Origin of the sequence: Sinisalibacter lacisalsi (assembly GCF_014640115.1) — a bacterium.
Taxonomy (GTDB): domain Bacteria; phylum Pseudomonadota; class Alphaproteobacteria; order Rhodobacterales; family Rhodobacteraceae; genus Sinisalibacter; species Sinisalibacter lacisalsi.
Genome location: NZ_BMGI01000001.1, coordinates 392,315 through 410,630 on the forward strand (window position 1 = coordinate 392,315; position 18,316 = coordinate 410,630).

General features: G+C 63.1%; 22 protein-coding genes. 15 read left to right on the plus strand and 7 right to left on the minus strand.

The genetic code is table 11. The annotated features are described in order from the left end of the window. Positions 1-4: 4 nt before the first annotated feature. The 5 genes from IEW01_RS01850 to IEW01_RS01870 all read right to left on the minus strand — a co-directional run bounded on the left by IEW01_RS01850 (position 5) and on the right by IEW01_RS01870 (position 3,642). A complete protein-coding gene (locus IEW01_RS01850) occupies positions 5-553 on the minus strand; it encodes a TRAP transporter small permease subunit (RefSeq protein ID WP_188525898.1) in 549 nt (182 codons plus the stop codon). Between the two features lie 270 nt (positions 554-823). Beyond that, entirely contained in the window at positions 824-2,257 is a 1,434-nt protein-coding gene (gene cysG, locus IEW01_RS01855; RefSeq protein WP_188525899.1) for a siroheme synthase CysG, read from the minus strand. Next, positions 2,257-2,463, minus strand: coding sequence for a DUF6967 family protein (locus IEW01_RS01860; RefSeq protein WP_188525900.1), 207 nt, complete (start codon positions 2,461-2,463; stop codon positions 2,257-2,259). Before IEW01_RS01860 ends, cysG begins: the two co-directional genes overlap by 1 nt. Next, on the minus strand, positions 2,456-2,668 hold the full coding sequence (locus IEW01_RS01865; protein ID WP_188525901.1) for a sulfur relay protein DsrC: 213 nt from the start codon (positions 2,666-2,668) through the stop codon (positions 2,456-2,458). The genes IEW01_RS01860 and IEW01_RS01865 overlap by 8 nt, the downstream gene beginning before the upstream one ends. After that, positions 2,665-3,642, minus strand: coding sequence for a TauD/TfdA family dioxygenase (locus IEW01_RS01870; protein WP_229738098.1), 978 nt, complete (start codon positions 3,640-3,642; stop codon positions 2,665-2,667). The genes IEW01_RS01865 and IEW01_RS01870 overlap by 4 nt, the downstream gene beginning before the upstream one ends. A gap of 179 nt (positions 3,643-3,821) precedes the next feature. Between IEW01_RS01870 and dsrA the strand changes: the two genes are divergently transcribed. The 14 genes from dsrA (at position 3,822) to IEW01_RS01940 (ending at position 17,004) form a co-directional block, all read left to right on the plus strand. After that, positions 3,822-5,099, plus strand: coding sequence for a dissimilatory-type sulfite reductase subunit alpha (gene dsrA / locus IEW01_RS01875; RefSeq protein ID WP_188525903.1), 1,278 nt, complete (start codon positions 3,822-3,824; stop codon positions 5,097-5,099). A gap of 69 nt (positions 5,100-5,168) precedes the next feature. Further along, complete coding sequence (gene dsrB, locus IEW01_RS01880) at positions 5,169-6,251, plus strand: dissimilatory-type sulfite reductase subunit beta (protein WP_188525904.1); 1,083 nt, start codon at positions 5,169-5,171, stop codon at positions 6,249-6,251. Positions 6,252-6,282: 31 nt separating this feature from the next. Beyond that, a complete protein-coding gene (tusD, locus tag IEW01_RS01885; RefSeq protein ID WP_188525905.1) occupies positions 6,283-6,675 on the plus strand; it encodes a sulfurtransferase complex subunit TusD in 393 nt (130 codons plus the stop codon). Positions 6,676-6,686: 11 nt separating this feature from the next. Next, entirely contained in the window at positions 6,687-7,094 is a 408-nt protein-coding gene (gene tusC / locus IEW01_RS01890) for a sulfurtransferase complex subunit TusC (RefSeq protein ID WP_188525906.1), read from the plus strand. A 13-nt stretch (positions 7,095-7,107) separates the two neighbouring features. Next, positions 7,108-7,416, plus strand: a complete 309-nt coding sequence (gene tusB / locus IEW01_RS01895; RefSeq protein ID WP_188525907.1) for a sulfurtransferase complex subunit TusB — start codon at positions 7,108-7,110, stop codon at positions 7,414-7,416. Positions 7,417-7,443: 27 nt separating this feature from the next. Then, positions 7,444-7,776 (plus strand): TusE/DsrC/DsvC family sulfur relay protein, encoded by a 333-nt coding sequence (locus IEW01_RS01900; RefSeq protein WP_188525908.1) that lies wholly within the window; start codon positions 7,444-7,446, stop codon positions 7,774-7,776. Positions 7,777-7,883: 107 nt separating this feature from the next. Next, a complete protein-coding gene (locus tag IEW01_RS01905) occupies positions 7,884-8,609 on the plus strand; it encodes a respiratory nitrate reductase subunit gamma (RefSeq protein ID WP_229738006.1) in 726 nt (241 codons plus the stop codon). A 3-nt stretch (positions 8,610-8,612) separates the two neighbouring features. Continuing rightward, entirely contained in the window at positions 8,613-10,130 is a 1,518-nt protein-coding gene (gene dsrK, locus IEW01_RS01910) for a sulfate reduction electron transfer complex DsrMKJOP subunit DsrK (protein ID WP_188525909.1), read from the plus strand. A 24-nt stretch (positions 10,131-10,154) separates the two neighbouring features. After that, positions 10,155-12,107 (plus strand): NAD(P)-binding protein, encoded by a 1,953-nt coding sequence (locus IEW01_RS01915; protein ID WP_188525910.1) that lies wholly within the window; start codon positions 10,155-10,157, stop codon positions 12,105-12,107. A 2-nt stretch (positions 12,108-12,109) separates the two neighbouring features. Further along, a complete protein-coding gene (locus tag IEW01_RS01920; protein WP_188525911.1) occupies positions 12,110-12,571 on the plus strand; it encodes a hypothetical protein in 462 nt (153 codons plus the stop codon). Continuing rightward, positions 12,568-13,323 carry a sulfate reduction electron transfer complex DsrMKJOP subunit DsrO gene (gene dsrO / locus IEW01_RS01925; RefSeq protein ID WP_188525912.1) on the plus strand — a complete coding sequence of 252 codons (756 nt, stop codon included), beginning with the start codon at positions 12,568-12,570 and terminating at the stop codon, positions 13,321-13,323. Before IEW01_RS01920 ends, dsrO begins: the two co-directional genes overlap by 4 nt. Before the next feature lie 12 nt (positions 13,324-13,335). Continuing rightward, positions 13,336-14,535 (plus strand): NrfD/PsrC family molybdoenzyme membrane anchor subunit, encoded by a 1,200-nt coding sequence (nrfD, locus tag IEW01_RS01930; protein WP_188525913.1) that lies wholly within the window; start codon positions 13,336-13,338, stop codon positions 14,533-14,535. A gap of 73 nt (positions 14,536-14,608) precedes the next feature. After that, positions 14,609-15,643, plus strand: a complete 1,035-nt coding sequence (locus IEW01_RS01935) for a glycosyl transferase family protein (protein ID WP_188525914.1) — start codon at positions 14,609-14,611, stop codon at positions 15,641-15,643. After that, positions 15,643-17,004 carry a cobyrinic acid a,c-diamide synthase CobB gene (locus tag IEW01_RS01940; protein ID WP_188525915.1) on the plus strand — a complete coding sequence of 454 codons (1,362 nt, stop codon included), beginning with the start codon at positions 15,643-15,645 and terminating at the stop codon, positions 17,002-17,004. Before IEW01_RS01935 ends, IEW01_RS01940 begins: the two co-directional genes overlap by 1 nt. 60 nt (positions 17,005-17,064) lie before the next feature. On the opposite strand, the gene IEW01_RS01945 is transcribed toward IEW01_RS01940, so the two are convergent. Together IEW01_RS01945 and dsrE2 are read right to left on the minus strand one after the other, a co-directional pair. Then, positions 17,065-17,289, minus strand: a complete 225-nt coding sequence (locus tag IEW01_RS01945) for a sulfurtransferase TusA family protein (protein ID WP_188525916.1) — start codon at positions 17,287-17,289, stop codon at positions 17,065-17,067. Between the two features lie 37 nt (positions 17,290-17,326). Continuing rightward, complete coding sequence (gene dsrE2, locus IEW01_RS01950) at positions 17,327-17,794, minus strand: sulfur carrier protein DsrE2 (RefSeq protein ID WP_229738008.1); 468 nt, start codon at positions 17,792-17,794, stop codon at positions 17,327-17,329. Positions 17,795-17,957: 163 nt separating this feature from the next. Here dsrE2 and IEW01_RS01955 point away from each other — a divergent pair, with 163 nt between their 5' ends. Further along, on the plus strand, positions 17,958-18,284 hold the full coding sequence (locus IEW01_RS01955; RefSeq protein WP_188525918.1) for an ArsR/SmtB family transcription factor: 327 nt from the start codon (positions 17,958-17,960) through the stop codon (positions 18,282-18,284). Positions 18,285-18,316: the final 32 nt, after the last annotated feature.

Sequence of the window (18,316 nt, forward strand, 5' to 3'; positions counted from 1 at the left end):
GAGTCTATTCTGCCTTGTTGTAGCGGTAATCGGGGGGCACGAGGTCTTCTCGCTTGCCGAGCACGAGGATCGACCGGCTCAGCATCGCGATCGCCTGCAGGCCAACCAACACCGCGAAGACGAGAACGAAACTCTTGAGCACGTAAAGGCCGGGCATACCGCCGACGTTCGCGGAGTTTTCCATGAAGCGCCACGAGCGCTGAACGAAAGGCAGCGCGTAGATGATCACGACCGAAACGAAGGGGATCAGGAAGAAGATCACGCCGACCATGTCGGCGATCGCCTTCCAGCGGGTCGAGGCCGGGCGGTAGAAGATATCGACGCGCACGTGGTCGTCGCGCAGAAGCGCGAAGCCCGCAACGGCGGTGAACATCGCGCCGTTCAGCCAGATATAGAGATCCTGCATCCAGAGCTTGGTGGTGGTGAAGAGGTAACGCTCGACCACCACCCAGAAGCAGACAACCACGATGCCGACGGCCAGGAAGGAAAAGCTGTGTCCGACCAGCTTGTTCACGGAATTGATGGCCCGGATGAGCCAACTCAGGATCGTCATACCCCCGCCTCCCTCGCATCGCGCCTGCCCGACGTATCGCCAGCGCGGTTTTCGCCCCGGAAACGGGCGAACGCCAATGCTGTATGCCACCCGGCTGCGTGAAGCGTCAACCTGCCCGGAACAGCCTTGTGGCCGCGCGGGCACCGCGGCGGGACAGAGCCGGCACGTGGCCCTCAGCCCGTCGCCGCGAGATGCCCCGCCGGCGCGCCCTGTCACCAGCGAGGGCTCCGGGGACGTGCGGGCGGGACACCGGCGATACAGCGTGCCGCGTCACAGCCCGTCGCGCGCCACCAGTTCCATCGTGTGGGCCTCTTCCCGCGCGGTCACGTCGATCCCGAGCGTATCGCGCATCGTCACCACCGATCCGATCACGATGAGCGCCGGGCCCTTGAGCCGGGCCTTCGCAACCTTCTCGCCGATATCTTCAAGCGTGCCGACGACAACCCGCTGGGTGGTGCGCGTGCCGTTGTCAATCACCGCGATCGGCATACTCGGCTCGACGCCCTGGGCCATCGCGGCCGCCGCGATCTCGCCAACGAAGCGCAGGCCCATGTAGACCACCACCGTCTGGTCGTGGCGCGCGAGGCGCTTCCAATCGTGCGGCAGCAGGCCGTCCTTGCCGTGGGCGGTGACGAAGGTGACGGCCTGCGCATGGGCCCGGTGGGTGAGCGGAATGCCGGCGGAAGCCCCGCAACCGGCAGCGGCGGTGATGCCGGGCACCACGATCACCGGGATGCCGTGGGCGGCAACGTCTTCCAGCTCTTCGCCGCCGCGCCCGAAGATGAACGGGTCGCCGCCCTTCAGCCGCAGCACGCGCTTGCCCTCGCTGGCGAGCTTGATGATGAGCGCAGTGGTTTCCTCCTGCGTCATCACGTGGTTGCCCGCCTGCTTGCCGACGTTGATCCGCTCGGCGTCGCGCCGGACGAGATCGAGCATACCGGGGCCGATCAGGCGATCGTAGAGCACCACGTCGGCGTGCTGCATCATCCGCAGCGCCTTGAAGGTGAGCAGGTCGGGATCGCCCGGACCGGCGCCCACGAGCCAGACCTCGCCGCGGTGCAGTTTCTCGGCGCCACCCTGTGCGAGATCGTTCCTGATCAGTTCGTCGGCCAGCGCCTCGTCGCCGGCAAGGAAGGCATCACCGACCGGCCCCTCGATCATGTTCTCCCAGAACCTGCGCCGCGCGGTGCCGCCCTTGATCTTCTCGGCGATCCGGTCGCGGTAGCCCGAGAGAAAATCGGCCAGCCTTCCGTAGGCCGCCGGCAGCATCGCTTCGACCCGCGCCCGCAGGATGCGGGCGACGACGGGCGCCGCGCCGCCGGTGGAAATCGCGATGGTGAGCGGATCGCGCTCCACCACCGACGGGGTGATGAAATCGCAGTATTCCTTCTCGTCGGCGACGTTGGCGAGCGCGCCATGAGCCTTGGCCCAGCGATAGAGCGCGTCGTCGCGTTGGGCCACTTCCGAGGCGCCGTAGGCCACGTGACAATCCTCGAAATCGGTTTCCTTCGGGAGACGATCGTGATGGGTGAGGCGCTCGTGCCCGAAGAAGGCGCGCACCTCTTCGCCCGGTTCGGGATCGAAGCTGTGAACCTTGGCCCCGGCCGAAAGCGCCCGCTCGATCCGGCGCGCGGCCACGGTGGTTCCGCCGTCGACGACGATCTTCTTGCCGGCCACGTCGAGAAAGATCGGAAGATAATCCATCAGTCCTGCTGCCTCGCCCAGTCGCCCATCGCGTCGGACAGAGCCAGCGCGCTGTCCTGGTCGAGGTCCACCTGCGTGATCCGCCGCCCTTCCCGCAGGATCAGGCGCAGCATTTTCATTCCGCCGTCGAAGCTCACTTCGCGCAGCTCGGCCTTGCGGCTGTAGGGCAGTTCGTAATTCGCGATTTCGCGGAAATCATCACTCATAGCGCAGCCCCCGGGTGAACGCGGCCTCGAGCAGCCATTCCCATTTTTTCGGTGTATCGCGGAAATCCGGTTTCAGGTCGAACTCGAGATGCATGATCCCGCTTTCGCCGGCATGAGCGACGAGCTTTTCGAGCTCGGCGAAGCTTGTCACCTCGGGGTGACCGATGATCAGGTCGCTTAGTCGGGCGTGGTTTGTTTCGGTCATCTTGGGCTTCCTTTCACGCGGTTGTGGAATCGGACACGGTAAACGACGCGCGGGCTGAACGCCCGCGCTTCTGCATCGAACCCGGTCCGGTCGTGCAGCACATTGTTGCAGAGCACACCCTGTCCCTCCCCGAATCTGATGGAGATCGTCATGGGATCGGGCTTTTCAAGGGTGGCCTGCAGGAAAGCGACGGCCTCGCGGGTAAGCGGATCGTCGCGCCATTCGATGCTGCGGGTGCGGGCGGTGTAGCGCATCTGCATCTCGCCGGTCTCGGCGTCGGCAAAGAATACCGGGCCGACCGAGACCGGGCGCACCGAGCCGTCTTCCTCCCGGTTCTCCGGGATCGTCATCGCCTGCGGATGCATCAGCGCGGTGACGTAATCGGGGTTTTCATCCATCAGCCGAATGAAGGCGATGGTGTGGTCGAGCAACTGATTCGATCCGCCGTCTTCGGCGGGTCGTGCGGTGTGCAGAACCATGGCGCTGATTCGGTCCTCCGGGGCGTTGTAGTACCCATCGGTGTGCCAGTTCATCTTGCGCTTGGAATAGGGGATGTAGCCCTTCTGCGACGGCGCCTCGCTCTCGCGCAGGGCAACGATCCCGTCACCCCCGGCGGATCGGTGCTTCTCGGCGATCCGAAGCCCCATGGCCTCCGCGAAGGCGCGCAGCCCGGCACGTTGGTTTTCAGAATCATCGACATGGTAAAGCGCAAGATTCGCCGCCTTGCAGCGCCGTATCAGCTCGGATTTCTCCGCCTCGGTAGGATTCGCGAGGTTGGATATCTCGACGAAGCCGGCGGATTTCGCGTTCTCTGCAGCCGATAACCGCGCATCTCTCCAAATCCGATAAAAATCATCGGCCTTTGGCGTTTGCCAAAGAAATCTGTTGTCTGGATGCGTGTTAATGGCGTGGTCCTCCCTGGATTGGATATCCCGATCTTTTTTGTCGGTAATATCCTTTTGTTTCTTTCGCACTTGCAGCAACTTTTTTCTTTTACATTCGATTATCCGGATGTGTAGATTAATGGCAATGATGTTCGTCAGTCGGCGAAGAAATGCTATGCGACCGGGAGGTATCTGCGCATGTGTTTTGAACCGGGCTGGCGCCGACGCCTCAAGACTATTTTGCGCGAACACTCGTTAGGGAGGATCTGATGAAAGACGAATCGACCGACAAGGGGCAGCATAACACCCCGATGCTGGACGAACTCGAAGGCGGCAAGTGGCCGAGCTTCGTGACCGGCCTCAAGCGCCTGCGCGACAATCAGGACGCGAAATATGCGCCGATGATGAACGACCTCCTTGGCCAGCTCGAGCACTCCTATGAAGAGCGCCTCGGTTTCTGGAAGGGCGGCACCGTTTCGGTTCTCGGCTATGGCGGCGGCATCATCCCCCGTTTCTCTGAAGTGGCCGACAAGTTCCCGGCCTCGAAAGAATTCCACACGCTCCGCGTGATGCCCCCGGCGGGCTACCACTACTCCACCGATCTGCTGCGCCAGATGTGCGATATCTGGGAAGAGCACGGCTCGGGCCTGATCGCGTTCCACGGCCAGTCCGGCGACATCATGTTCCAGGGCACCACCACCGAGGGCACCCAGAAGGCCTTCGACGCGCTCAACGAGATCGGCTTCGACCTCGGCGGCGCCGGCCCGGCCCTGCGCACCGCGATGAGCTGCGTGGGCCACGCCCGCTGCGAGCAGTCGTGCTACGACGAGGTGCGGGCGCACCGCACCCTGATCAACGCCTTCCTCGACGAGATGCACCGCCCGTCGCTGCCCTACAAGTTCAAGTTCAAGTTCTCGGGCTGCGCCAACGACTGTGTGAACGCCATCCACCGCGCCGACTTCGCGGTGATCGGCACCTGGCGCGACGACATCAAGATCGACCAGGAGAAGGTCAAGGAGCACGTCGCCACCGTCGGCCGCAAGTACACGATCGACACCGTCGTTTCGATGTGCCCGACTCGCGCGATCTCGCTCAACGACGACGACACGCTCGAGATCGACAACCAGTCCTGCGTGCGCTGCATGCACTGCATCAACGTCATGACCAAGGCGCTCAGCCCGGGTGACGACAAGGGCGTTTCGATCCTGATCGGCGGCAAGCGTTCGCTGAAGGTCGGCGACCTGATGGGCACCATGATCATTCCGTTCATGAAGCTCGAGTCGGACGAGGATTTCGAGAAGCTCGAAGAGTTCGGCGAAACCGTGATCGAGTTTTTTGCCGACAACGCGCTCGAGCACGAGCGTATCGGCGAGACGATCGACCGGATCGGCCTGCCCGCGTTCATCGAGGCCGTCGGCGTCGACCCGGATCCGAACATGGTCAACCACCCGCGCACCTCGTCCTACGTCCGCACCGACGACTTCGACGAAGAGGCCGAGAAGTGGTTCGCCCGCAAGGCTGCGGAAGCACAGATCAGCGCCGAGTAATCGGCGCCACCCCTTACGTTCAATTCGGCCCGCGTCCGCCTTCGGGCGGCGCGGCTTGGGAGGATAAGTATGAATCAGCAAGCTGAAAAACCCCGCATGCCCGACGAGGTCGGCGTCCCGGATCCGTTCCCCTACATGCACCCGGTGATGAAGGCGAACTACGGCAACTGGGATTGGCATGACCGTCCGCGCCCCGGCGTTCTGCACCACGTGTCGAAGTCCGGCGACGAGATCTGGACGGTTCGCGCCGGCACCCAGCGCCAGATGGACGTGTTCACCATCCGCAAGCTCTGCGACATCGGCGACCAGTTCGCCGAAGGCCACGTGCGTTTCACCACCCGTTCGAACATCGAATACATGGTGTCGAAAGAAGAGATGGTGCAGCCGCTGATCGACGAGTTGCAGGCCAACGGCTTCCCGGTGGGCGGCACCGGCGCTTCGGTGTCGATGATTTCGCACACCCAGGGCTGGCTGCACTGCGACATTCCCGGCACCGACGCCTCGGGCGTGGTGAAATCGCTGATGGACGTGCTCTACGACGAGTTCGTTCAGGAGAAGATGCCGAACCGCGTGCGTATCACCACCTCCTGCTGCCAGATCAACTGCGGCGGCCAGGGCGATATCGCGGTGAACGTGCAATACACCAAGCCGCCGCGCATCAACCACGATCTCGTGGCCAACGTCTGCGAGCGCCCTGCGGTCGTGGCCCGTTGCCCGGTTGCGGCGATCCGCCCGGCGATGGTCAACGGCAAGCCTTCGCTGGAAGTCGACGAGAAGAAATGCGTGGCCTGCGGCGCCTGCTACCCGCCCTGCCCGCCGATGCAGATCAACGGCAAGGAAGAAACCCGGATCGCGATCTGGGTGGGCGGCAAGCACTCGAACGCGCGTTCGAAGCCGACCTTCCACAAGCTCGCCGTCGCCAACCTTCCCAACAACCCGCCGCATTGGCCGGAAGTCGCCGCGATCGTCCGCAAGATCGTGTCGACCTACAAGAAAGACGCCAAGCACTGGGAGCGCATGGGTGAGTGGATCGAGCGCATTGGCTGGAGCCGCTTCTTCGAGAAAACCGGCATGGCTTTCACCAAGCATCACCTCGACACCTGGACCGGTGCGCGCAAGACGATGAACATGTCTGCGCACGTCCACTTCTGATCATGAGAAGAAAGTTCAAGGGACAGCTGAAGTGAAAATCGGAGTTCTCGTAAGTGAAGGGCCGTATACCCACCAGGCGGTGGACTCGGCTTACAAATTCGTGACGGCCGCGCTCGCGGCCGGACACGAAGTGCCGCGCGTGTTTTTCTACCACGACGGCGTCAACGTTGCGTCGCGCCTTTCGGTGCCGCCGCAGGATGAGCGCCACATCCAGCAGAACTGGACGGCGCTCGCGAAGGAGCACGGGGTCGATCTCGTCGTCTGCATCGCCGCGGCCCAGCGCCGTGGCATGCTCGACGCCAACGAAGCCGAACGCCAGGGCAAGGATGCGAACAACCTCGCCGAGGGCTTTCGCATCTCGGGCCTTGGCCAGCTCATTGAAATGGGGATCCAGACCGACCGTCTGGTGACCTTCGGCGACTGAGGGGGAACGAAATGTCTGACGTGAAAAAGTTCCTCTACCTGAACCGCAGGGCGCCGTATGGCACGATCTACGCGCTGGAAAGCCTTGAAGTGGTGCTGATTGGCGCCGCCTTCGAACAGGATGTTTCGCTGGCGTTCGTGGATGATGGCGTGTTCCAGCTGACCAAGGGCCAGAACACCGACGGTATCGGCATGAAGAATTTCTCGCCGACGTTCCGGGCGCTGGGCGATTACGACGTGCAGAAGCTGTTCGTCGAGCGCGAGAGCCTCGAAGAGCGGGGGCTCAGCGAGGATGACCTCATCGAGGTTGTCTACGAAGACGAGGATGACGATTGGGAAGAGAAGCCCGCCATCCGCGTTATCAGCCGGGCCGAAATGGCCGACGTCATGGCCGATGCCGACGTCGTGCTCAGCTTTTGAGGGAGGGGGAGATATGTCTACGCTTCACACGGTGAACAAATCACCCTTCGCAACCCAGGCGCTTGTCAGCTGCCTGAACCACGCCAAGGCCGGCGACGCCGTTCTCATGATCGAGGACGGAGTTTATGGGGGACTTGGTGGCACGGGTTTGACCGAGATCATGGATGAGTTCGGGAAAAACGTGTCGCTCTACGTGTTGTCGCCCGATCTCGCCGCGCGCGGACTCGATCCCAAGCGGTTGATTGCCGGGGTTGAGGGTGTCGACTACGCCGGGTTTGTAGACCTGGTCGCCAAGCACGACCGGACTCAGTCCTGGCTCTAAACAAAGTTCAAAAGAAGGAAAGCGAACATGGCATACGAAGTGAACGGTCAGACCGTAGAGCACGACGAAGAAGGCTACATCACCAATCTCAGTGACTGGACGCCCGAACTCGCCGAGGTCATCGCCAAGGCCGAAGATATCGAGATGGACGACGAGCGCTGGGAAGTGGTGAACTTCCTGCGTGAGTACTATGACGAATACCAGATCGCCCCGGCTGTCCGCGTGCTGATCAAATCCGTCAAGAAGACGATGGGTCCCGAGAAGGGCAACAACAAGTACATGTACGAGCTGTTCCCCTACGGCCCGGCGAAGCAGGCCTGCAAGATCGCCGGTCTGCCCAAGCCCACCGGCTGCGTCTGATCGACCAAATCGAGCCCGGCGGAGAACGCGCCGCCGGGCCGCCCTACCAAGATCCGCTAATGCCCTGAAAAATAAAGATAACAGGGCAAGTAACGGGAGGAGTCCGCGTGCTTTCCACGATTTACGCACTGCTGTTCTACGTCGCGACGATCCTCATCGTCGTGGGTGTTGCGCTGAGAGTGCGCAAATACGCGGTGACGCCCGCTCCGCTCAAGATTCCGACGACCCCGGCGCCGACCACGAAAGGCGGCGTTGTCCTGCGCATGCTGCGCGAGGTGATCTTCTTCGAAAGCCTGTTCAAGTCGAACAAGTGGATCTGGCTGTTCGGCTGGATGTTCCACATGGCGCTCTGGCTCGTGATCATTCGCCACCTGCGCTACACGATCCCGGGCAACACCCCGTTCTGGCTGGATTTCATGCAGCCCTTCGGCAAATACGCCGGATTCGCCATGGTGCTCGGCCTTGCCGGACTCTGGGCGCGCCGATTCCTTGTTGACCGCGTGCGCTACATTTCGAGCCCCTCCGACCACCTGATCCTTGTGCTTCTCATCGCGATCGGCCTTTCGGGCCTGACGATGAAATTCGTCTCGCCCACCGATATCGTTGCGGTGAAGGCCTTCATGAGCGGGCTCTGGACCTTCCAGATCAATACGCTACCGACCAATCCGTTCCTGCTCATCCACCTCGGGCTGGTGATCGTTCTCTTGATCATCTTCCCGATATCCAAGCTCCTGCATGCGCCGGGCCTGTTCTTCAGCCCCAGCCGCAACCAGGCCGACAATCCGCGCGAGCAGCGCCACATCGCCCCCTGGGCGGCCGAATTGGAGAAGTGATCCATGGCTGATGGCGACACCCAGATCCCGAAACTGGACGATCCGCTTCAGGTTCCCTGCATCAAGCCGGGCTCGATGGATGGGCTGCAGCCCTTCCTTGCCGGCCCCGAGCACCAGGAAAAGCTCGGCTTTCCGGGCCAGCTTGTGCCGGACTGGAAAGAGCGCACGCTCGCCAAGATGAAGGAGATGGCCGAGAAGAACCGCGCGTTCCAGGTCTATCTCGACATCTGCGTGAAATGCGGCGCCTGCACCGACAAGTGCCACTATTTCCTCGGCACCGCCGACCCCAAGAACATGCCCGTGGCCCGGCAAGACCTGCTGCGCTCGGTTTACCGGCGCTACTTCACCTTCGCGGGCAAATACTTCCCGTGGCTCGTCGGCGCGCGCGACCTCACCGAGGATGTGCTGAAGGAATGGTATTCCTACTACCACCAGTGCTCGGAATGCCGTCGCTGCTCGGTCTTCTGCCCCTACGGTATCGACACCGCCGAGATCACCATGGCCGCGCGCGACATTCTCGCCGAAGTCGGCATGGGCCAGAAATATGCCAACGAGATCATCGGCAAGGTGCATGACGTCGGCAACAACCTCGGCCTGAACCCGAAGGCGCTGACCGCCACCCTCGAAGACCTCGAGGAAGATATCGAGGACGATACCGGCGTGTCGGTTCGGCTGCCGATCGACGAGAAGGGTGCCGATATCCTGCTCGTGACCCCCTCGGCCGACTTCTTCGCCGAACCGCATATCGACGGACTGATCGGCTATGCCAAGGTGTTCCACCAAGCCGGCGTGAGCTGGACGCTTTCGTCCTACGCCTCGGAGGCCGCCAACTTCGGCCTGTTCATCGGCAACTACGAAAACATGCGCCTCGTCAGCCAGCGGATCCGCAAGGCCGCGAAGGATCTCGGCGTGAAGCGGATCATCTTCGGAGAGTGCGGCCATGCCTGGCGGGTGGCCTACAGCTACCTCAACACCCTGGCCGGCCCGTGGGATTTCCTCGATCCGAATTACCCGGTGCCGCAGCACATCCTGGAATTCACCTGGGGTGAAATCCAGAAGGGCACGCTGAAGCTCGACAAATCGAAAAACGATCACCTGACGCTGACCTATCACGACAGCTGCAACGTCGCCCGCGCCAGCCGCATGGGCGAAACGCCGGGCGGTCAGTTCGAGATCCCGCGCAACGTCATCAAGGCGGTGTGCAACAACTACGTCGACATGGACCCCGACACGATCCACGAGAGCACGCTATGCTGTGGCGGTGGCGGCGGCCTGTTGACCGACGACCTGATGGACCTGCGCGTCAAGGGCGCCAGCCCACGCATGACGGCGCTTCAGCAGGTCACTGAAAGTCATGGGGTAACCCACATGGCCGCAATCTGCGCGATCTGCAAAACGCAGTTCTCGAAGGTCATGCCGAAATACGGCTACGACATGGATTCAGTCGTGTCGGTGCACCAGCTGGTATCGAACGCGATCATCCTGGATGGTCAGGAAACTGAGGAAGACGCCACCGCGTAAGCGGCGGAAGCGGAGGAATAGGCAATGAACGACATGACCCCCGATACGAAACCGACGTTCCGGCGTTACGAGGAAGGCGAGACGGAAGAGGCCTGGGCGCTGGAGGAAAAGATCTTCCAGGCGGACCATTCCTACAAGTGCCCGACCTACGTTCACAAGACTCCGCCCTGCCAGGGGTCGTGCCCCTCGGGCCACAACATCCGCGGCTGGCTCGCCATCGCGCGCGGCATGGACAAGCCCCCGGTCGAGGGCATGGCATGGCAGGAATACGCCTTCCGCAACATGGTGGAAGCCAACCCCTTCCCGGCCACGATGGGCCGGGTCTGCCCCGCACCCTGCGAGGCGGGCTGCAACCGCAATGCGGTTGACGATTACGTCGGCATCAACGGCGTTGAGCAATACGTCGGCGATTGGGCCAATGCCAACAACATCGGGATGGTCGAGCCCGGTGCCGACACCGGCCGCAAGATCGCCGTCATCGGCGGTGGCCCCGCCGGCCTCGCCGCGGCCTACTTCCTGCGCCGTGATGGCCATGACGTGACGCTGTTCGAAGCCAACGAGGAACTGGGCGGCATGATGCGCTACGGCATCCCCGGCTACCGGACCCCGCGCGACATGCTCGACAAGGAGATCGGCCGGATCATCGACATGGGCGTGAAGGTGCATACCAACACCCGCGTCGGCACCGATGTCAGCATGGAAGAACTCGACAAGGCGTTCGACGCCGTGTTCTGGGCGCTCGGCGCGCAGCAGGGCCGGCCGCTGCCGATCCCGGGCTGGGACGGCACCGAGAACTGCATCAACGGCATCGAATTCCTCGATGCGTTCAACAAGGGCTGGGTGCTCGGCACCGCGCGGAAGGTTGTCGTGGTCGGCGGTGGCGACACCTCGATCGACGTCGCCTCGGTGGCCCGCCGCCTTGGCAACATCACCGAGGTGAAGGCTTCCGAACATCCCGACGGCACCGTGATCGACTGGGCCGCGCACGACGCGGCTGGCCTTCTGACCCGCTCGGGCATCGAGGCGACGCTGACCTCGCTGTTCCCGATCGAGCAGATGACCGCCGCCGAGCACGAGCGTGAAGACGCCAAGCGCGAAGGCATCGACATCAAGGGTGGCGTCATGCCGCTCGAAGTGATCCGTGACGAAAACGGCATCGCAACCGGCCTTCGCATGTGCGAGTGCACCATGAAGGGCAACGCGCCTGAGCCGATCGAAGGCACCGAGTTCATCCTCGAAGCCGATATCATCATCGCGGCCATCGGCCAGATGGGTGACCTTTCGGATGGTCTTGAAGACCTCGACAACGGCCGCGGCTTCATCGACGCCACGCCGACCTACCAGGTCAAGGGGCGCGAGAAGCACTTCGTGGGGGGTGACATCATCCGCCCGCACCTGCTGACCACGGCCATCGGCCAGGGCCGGATCGCCGCCGAAACGATCACCGATTTCCTCGATGACGGCGAGATCCACAAGCGCCCGAAGGTCGACGTGCACCACTGGAACCTGATGGAAGAGCTGGACCAGCGCGGCAAGAACCCCGAGGACTACCCGCACCAGCAGACGATGGGCACCGCGTCGGCGAAATGGGCTGTGCACAACTACGAAGACCGGTCGACGAGCCAGATCATCCCGCATGACGAGCTGTTCAAGGGCCACTTCAATTACGTCCCGCGCGAGGAGCGCACCTACGTCAACATCGAAGGCGACGCTGTGCTCGGCAACTTCGAGGAGCGCATCATCGGCTTCTCGGAAGAGCAGGCGCAGAAAGAGGGCGAGCGCTGCATGTCGTGCGGCCTCTGCTTCGAATGCGACAACTGCGTGATCTTCTGCCCGCAGGATGCCGTGTTCCGGGTGCCGAAGGGGGATCGCACCGTCGGCCGCTACGTCGACACCGACTACACCCGTTGCATCGGCTGCCACATCTGCGCCGACGTCTGCCCGACGGGCTACATCAAGATGGGTCTCGGGGAGTAACCATGCGGCTCGTTCTCGCTTTCCTTGCCGTGATTGGTTTCGCCTGGGGTGCGGCGGCCGACGGGTCCAAGCCCGTCGTGCCCGTCGCCACCGGCGACCCCCACCCCGAAGGCAACGACTATTGGCGCGTGCATCACATGAAGATGCTCCTGCACGACCGCGATCTCACGATGCGCGAAGGGGTGCGCAACGTGATGCCGGACGCGAATCCGATTCAGGCTTCGATCGGTGAATGCTTCGACTGCCACGGCGTGCAGGACGACGCGGGCGCCTATGTGAGCTATGACGACGAGCGCCACTTCTGCCGCGTTTGCCACGATTACACCGCCGTGCAGGTGGATTGCTTCATGTGCCACCGCTCCACCCCGTCGGAGACCACGGCTCACCGCACGATGGCGAAACCGGACGATCCGAGCTCGATCGAGGCCTATCTCGCCCGGGTCGCCCAGGAGATGACCGAATGACCAACCGCGCCGAACTGACCCGCCGCGACATCATGAAATCGGGCGCGGCGGCCGCGACCGTGACCCTCGCGTCAGGCGTGACGCTGATGGCCTTTGGCGGCACCGCTGCCGAGGCATCGGGTCGCGCCGATTCCGGCAAGCGCTGGGGCCTGCTGATCGACGCCTCGAAGTGCTCGCCCGACTGCAACGACTGCGTGACCGCCTGCAAGACCGAGAACGGCTGGGGTCAGGACATCGAGTCCGACCATATCAGCTCTGAACAAGCGCCAGAATGGATCCGCAAGGTCACCTTGCGTGACAAGTCCACCGGCCGAACCACCTCGGCCCCGGTGATGTGCCAGCATTGCGAAGAGCCGCCCTGCGTCGACGTTTGCCCCACCGGGGCCTCGATGAAGCGGGCGGACGGGATCGTGCTGGTCGACAAGCATATCTGCATCGGCTGCCGCTACTGCATGATGGCCTGCCCCTACAAGGCACGCAGCTTCGTGCATGAGCCGATCACCGATCAGCCGGAGCAGAACCCGCGCGGCAAGGGCACCGTGGAAAGCTGCAATCTCTGCGCACCGCGCATCGACTCGGGGCGAATTCCGGCCTGCGTCGAGGCCTGCGAGAAGGCGGGCCATTCGGCGATCCTGTTCGGCGATCTGAAAGACCCCGACAGCCCGATCTCGAAAGCCCTGAAGCAGTATCCCAACGCGGCGCTGCGCGAGGATCTCGAGCTCAACCCGGGCGTCCGCTACACGAATCTCTGACGGGGAATCTCCATGGCTATGGAACAGACGATCTACCGCGAACTCAAGGCCACCCCCGGCGTCTGGCAGATGGCGGCGCTTCTGCTCGCCTTCCTTGCCGCCGCGGCCGGCGCGTGGTTCTACATGGAACACCACGGCCACGCGGTGACCGGAATGGACAACCAGATCGTCTGGGGCCTGCCGCACGTCTTCGCGATCTTCCTGATCGTCGCCGCGTCGGGCGCGCTCAACGTCGCCTCCATCGCCAGCGTGTTCGGACAGACGGCCTACAAGCCGATGGCGCGGTTCTCGTCGCTGCTCGCGATCACGCTTCTGGTGGGCGGCCTCGCCATCGTCGTGCTCGACCTTGGCCGCGCCGACCGCCTGATCGTGGCGATGACAACCTACAACTTCAGCTCGATCTTCGCCTGGAACGTGCTGCTCTACAACGGCTTCATCGCCGTGGTGGCGGTTTATCTCGTGATGCAGATGATGCGCCGGCTGGATTACAAATGGGTCCGGCTCGCGGGCCTCGTCGCCTTCCTGTGGCGCCTCGCGCTCACCACCGGCACGGGCTCGATCTTTGGCTGGCTGGTTGCTCGCCCCGGCTACGACGCGGCGATCATGGCGCCGCTGTTCATCGTGATGAGCTTTTCCTTCGGGCTGGCGATGTTCATCCTCGTCACCCTCGCGCTGTTCAAGCTGAACAATCGCCCCTTCGGCGATCAACTGCTGGTGCGGATGGGGCGGCTGCTGGGCATATTCGCCGCCGCCGTGCTCTACTTCACCGTGGTGCAGCACCTGACGAACCTCTACGCCGCCGAGCATGGTGGGGTCGAGCGCTTCATCCTGCTCGAAGGCGGGATCTACACGCTGCTGTTCTGGGGCGTTCAGGTAATCGTCGGCGGGCTCATTCCGATTGCGCTGGTGTTCCTCAACCCGTCGCGCTCATCCACCATCCTTGCCGCGATCCTCGTGGTGATCGGCGGTTTCGCGCAGGTTTACGTGATCGTCATCGGTGGCCAGGCCTATCCGCTGGAAATCTTCCCGGGTTACGAGGTGCTCGAAGGCTGGCATGAAGGTGTGGTGAACCCCTACACGCCGTCGATCTGGGAGCTTATGTTGGGGCTTGGTGGCGTGGCGCTGGCGCTGTTCGCGGCCGGGGTCGGGGCAAAGGTGCTCCGGGTTCTGCCGACGAACCTGTCGGACAGCAACGTCGCCGCAAAAGGCTGACAAGGCGCCCCGGGAACGAGAGCATCGGTTTTCGGACCGCCTTGTGCGGATAATCTGAGCGGGAGAGCTCCCCATGAAAGATCAGGCCCGGATCGTCGATCCCAATAACCCCCATCCTTTCTCGCGCTTCGTCGCGATTCTCGGACGGGGAAAGACCAAGCAGCGTCACCTGACGCTGGAAGAAAGCCGTGAAAGCATGGCGATGATCCTGCGCGGCGAAACCGAGCCCGAGCAGATCGGGGCTTTCCTCATGTTGCTGCGCCTCAAGGAAGAAGCGCCGGAAGAAATCGCCGGCTTCGCCATGGGCGCCCGCGACACCTTCGATCTGCCCGAGAACGTGCCGGCGGTCGATTTCGACTGGTCGTCTTACGCGGGCAAACGGATTCAGCTGCCCTGGTATATCCTCAGCGTGATGGCCCTGGTGGGGGCGGGCTACAAGGTGTTCATGCATGGCACCGAGGGCCACACGCCCGGCCGCGTCTACACCCGCGACGTGCTCGTGCACCTCGGGTTGCCGATCTGTGGCAGCCTGCAGGAGGCGGCCGACCAGATCGAGGGGCAGGGCTTCGCCTTCGTGCCGCTCGAAGTGTTGAGCCCGGCCCTGCGGGAACTCATCAACCTGCGGCCGATCCTCGGCCTGCGCAGCCCGGTCCATTCCTTCACCCGGATGCTCAACCCGTTCAACGCGCCAACCGTGATGCAAGGCATCTTCCATCGCGGGTTCATGGACATTCACTCCGGTGCGGCGCAGCTTCTCGGCCTAGAGAACGCGGCTGTGTTCCGTGGCGATGGTGGCGAGATCGAGCGCCGCCCGAACAAGCCGACCCCGGTGTGGACGACGCATGGCAGCACCGACCTACAGATCGAGGAATGGCCGCAGGTTCTCGATGATGGTCACGCCCCGCCCGACCCCGAGATGGACGTGAACCGCCTGATGAAGGTCTGGCGTGGTGAAGACGATGACGAATACGCGCGCGAGGCGATCGTTGGCACGATGGCTGTTGCTCTCAAGACGGCCGGCAAAGCCGACACGATGGAAGAGGCCGACGCGCTCGCCCGTCAGATCTGGAATGACCGCGACATGACGAAGCTTCCGGTTCAGGGCTGATGCGCGCCCCGCGCTTCCTGATCGCCGCCGCACATAAATCCTCGGGCAAGACGGTTGTCTCCACCGGGATCGCGGCGGCGCTCACCGCCCGGGGCACCAGGCTTGCCGCCTTCAAGAAGGGCCCCGACTATATCGACCCGATGTGGCTCGGCGCCGCCATCGGGCGCCCCTGCTACAACCTCGACTTCAACACCCAGGCGCCCGACGAGATCGCCGCGTTCTTCGCCTCGCGCATCAAGGGCGCCGAGGCCACGCTGGTGGAGGCGAACAAGGGGCTGTTCGACGGCGTTTCAATGGATGGCAGCGATGCAAATGCCGCGCTCGCCAAGCTCCTCGACCTGCCGGTGGTGCTTGTGATCGACACCGTGGGCATGACGCGCGGGATCGCTCCGCTGCTCCAGGGCTATCGCGCCTTCGATCCGGCGGTGAACATCGTCGGCGTGATCCTCAACAAGGTGGGCGGCGCCCGGCATGAAAGGAAGCTGCGGGAGGCGGTCGAAACCTACACCGACCTGAAGGTGGTGGGCGCGGTACACCGCGACCCGGCGCTGGAGATCGGCGAGCGGCACCTCGGCCTCACCACCCCGGCGGAAACCGGGGGGCTCGATGACCTGATCGCGCGGCTGGGCGGGATCATCGGCGCCTCGGTCGATCTCGATCTGCTGCTCGACCTCGCGGCGCAGGCGCCGAACCTGCCGGACCCGCCCGCGCCACGACCGCTGCCAGACCCCGACCTGACCATCGCCTACGCGCGAGACCGGGCCTTCGGGTTCTACTATCCAGACGATCTCGAAGCCTTCGCCGAGGCCGGCGCGCGGCTGGTGCCGTTCGACGCGATGCGCGATCCGGCGCTGCCGGATTGTGACGGGTTGTTCATCGGCGGCGGCTTTCCCGAGATGTTCGTGGACGCGTTGGAGGCGAATGCCGCCTTGCGCACGGACATCCGCGCCAGGATCGAGGCCGGGCTGCCGACCTATGCCGAGTGTGGCGGGTTGATGTATCTCTCCCGCGCCATCGTCGCCGAGGCCGGGGTGGGCGAAATGGTGGGCGTGGTGCCTGGCGAAGCGGTGATGCATCCGACACCGGAGGGCAAGGGCCTGATCCGCTTCACCGAGCGCGCCGATCATCCCTGGCCGGGGCCGGGGGGCGAAATCAGGGCGCACGAGTTTCACTATGCCCGGCTGCGTGCCATCACCGGCACACCCTCCTATGGCCGCACCATCACGCGCGGACATGGGGTGGACGGCAGCCATGACGGCCTCGTGCTGGGCAACACGCTCGCGGGGTTCTGCCACCTGCGCAACACCCGCGCCGATCCGTGGGTGCAGCGCTTCGTGGATTTTGTCCGCAGGCACCGCTGACCCACGAAAAAGCCCCGCCGGATCGCTCCGGCGGGGCCTCTGGTTCGGCAAGGCCGCGCGTCAGCTGACCTTGATCTCAAAGGTGTAGACGTCACCCTCGTTCGACTGGCTCATGAGTTCGTTGCCGGTCTGGTTGCAGAAGGCGGTCATGTCGGCAATCGAGCCGGGATCGGTTGCCATCACCTGCAGCACCTGACCCGAGGCCATGCCCTTGATCGCTTTCTTGGTCTTGAGGATCGGAAGCGGGCAGTTGAGCCCCTTCGCGTCGAGTACTTGGTCGGCCATGTGGTGTGTCTCCTCCCTTTGGCGTCTGTGATTCGGGTTAGATATAGAGGTTGATGTCGGATTTGGCAGCCTCTTCCATCCATGTAGCGGCGCCACCGATCTCCATCTCGTCGATCATGTCCTTGCGGTCGAGCTCGAAAAGATCGAGGGTCATCTGGCACCCGATGATCTTGATGTCGCTCTCGACAGCGGCTTCGCGCAGTTCCTCGATCGAGGCTACGCCCTTCTTTTTGATGAGGTTTTTCATCATCGTAGTGGTCATGCGGTCAACGCCGGGAATCATCGGCATGATGTTCGGCATCGACATGTGCATGCCGCCCATCGGCATCTGCATCGCCGGGTTGCCGAGCGTCGAGACCTTCAGATCCAGGTCTTTTTTCAGCAGCTGCAGCCCGTAAAACGTGAAAAACATCGTCACTTCCACGTCCATCGCGGCGGCCGTCGTGCCGAGGATGAACGGCGGGTAGGCCCAGTCGAGCGTGCCCTTCGTGACGATGATCGTCATTTTCTTGGTGTTTTCGCCAGCATCAAGCACAGCAGGCCCTCCCATTTTGTGAATTATTTGTGTATAGAAATTGTTGAATATAAAGTGGGCCACAGTCAAGTGACGAGTGCTTGAAGGTCGGGGATTCGCGCCTGTCTAGGGGTGTGGAGCGGGAGGAACGCCGATGCATCCGCAAAACAGGATGGAAATTGCAGATCGGGCGAGCGAATTGCTGCGGGTTCTGTCGAATCCCAAGCGGCTCCTGATTCTCTGTTACCTGTCCGATGGTGAACTGTCGGTTCAGCAGCTGCAAGTTGCCACCGGCCTCGGACAGTCCACCGTGTCCCAGCAACTCGCCATCATGCGCGGCGAAAAGCTCGTCGCCGCGCGGCGAGAGGCGCAATCCGTCTACTACTCGCTCGATTCCGAAGAGGTGCTGGCCATGATCACGACGCTGCAAACCCTGTATGCACCCGACCCCGCGCAAACCAGGGAGACCGAGCTTTCCTAGGAAAACCTCCCGAAAAGGAATTGCGTCGCGCA

What these genes read in the sequence shown, in the direction of transcription:
- IEW01_RS01850 (WP_188525898.1), bottom strand. Translation starts at nt 553, where the DNA reads ATGACGATCCTGAGTTGGCTCATCCGGGCCATCAATTCCGTGAACAAG.
- cysG (WP_188525899.1), bottom strand. Translation starts at nt 2,257, where the DNA reads ATGGATTATCTTCCGATCTTTCTCGACGTGGCCGGCAAGAAGATCGTC.
- IEW01_RS01860 (WP_188525900.1), bottom strand. Translation starts at nt 2,463, where the DNA reads ATGAGTGATGATTTCCGCGAAATCGCGAATTACGAACTGCCCTACAGC.
- IEW01_RS01865 (WP_188525901.1), bottom strand. Translation starts at nt 2,668, where the DNA reads ATGACCGAAACAAACCACGCCCGACTAAGCGACCTGATCATCGGTCAC.
- dsrA (WP_188525903.1), top strand. Translation starts at nt 3,822, where the DNA reads ATGAAAGACGAATCGACCGACAAGGGGCAGCATAACACCCCGATGCTG.
- dsrB (WP_188525904.1), top strand. Translation starts at nt 5,169, where the DNA reads ATGAATCAGCAAGCTGAAAAACCCCGCATGCCCGACGAGGTCGGCGTC.
- tusC (WP_188525906.1), top strand. Translation starts at nt 6,687, where the DNA reads ATGTCTGACGTGAAAAAGTTCCTCTACCTGAACCGCAGGGCGCCGTAT.
- tusB (WP_188525907.1), top strand. Translation starts at nt 7,108, where the DNA reads ATGTCTACGCTTCACACGGTGAACAAATCACCCTTCGCAACCCAGGCG.
- IEW01_RS01900 (WP_188525908.1), top strand. Translation starts at nt 7,444, where the DNA reads ATGGCATACGAAGTGAACGGTCAGACCGTAGAGCACGACGAAGAAGGC.
- dsrK (WP_188525909.1), top strand. Translation starts at nt 8,613, where the DNA reads ATGGCTGATGGCGACACCCAGATCCCGAAACTGGACGATCCGCTTCAG.
- IEW01_RS01915 (WP_188525910.1), top strand. Translation starts at nt 10,155, where the DNA reads ATGAACGACATGACCCCCGATACGAAACCGACGTTCCGGCGTTACGAG.
- IEW01_RS01920 (WP_188525911.1), top strand. Translation starts at nt 12,110, where the DNA reads ATGCGGCTCGTTCTCGCTTTCCTTGCCGTGATTGGTTTCGCCTGGGGT.
- dsrO (WP_188525912.1), top strand. Translation starts at nt 12,568, where the DNA reads ATGACCAACCGCGCCGAACTGACCCGCCGCGACATCATGAAATCGGGC.
- nrfD (WP_188525913.1), top strand. Translation starts at nt 13,336, where the DNA reads ATGGCTATGGAACAGACGATCTACCGCGAACTCAAGGCCACCCCCGGC.
- IEW01_RS01935 (WP_188525914.1), top strand. Translation starts at nt 14,609, where the DNA reads ATGAAAGATCAGGCCCGGATCGTCGATCCCAATAACCCCCATCCTTTC.
- IEW01_RS01940 (WP_188525915.1), top strand. Translation starts at nt 15,643, where the DNA reads ATGCGCGCCCCGCGCTTCCTGATCGCCGCCGCACATAAATCCTCGGGC.
- IEW01_RS01945 (WP_188525916.1), bottom strand. Translation starts at nt 17,289, where the DNA reads ATGGCCGACCAAGTACTCGACGCGAAGGGGCTCAACTGCCCGCTTCCG.
- dsrE2 (WP_229738008.1), bottom strand. Translation starts at nt 17,794, where the DNA reads ATGACGATCATCGTCACGAAGGGCACGCTCGACTGGGCCTACCCGCCG.
- IEW01_RS01955 (WP_188525918.1), top strand. Translation starts at nt 17,958, where the DNA reads ATGCATCCGCAAAACAGGATGGAAATTGCAGATCGGGCGAGCGAATTG.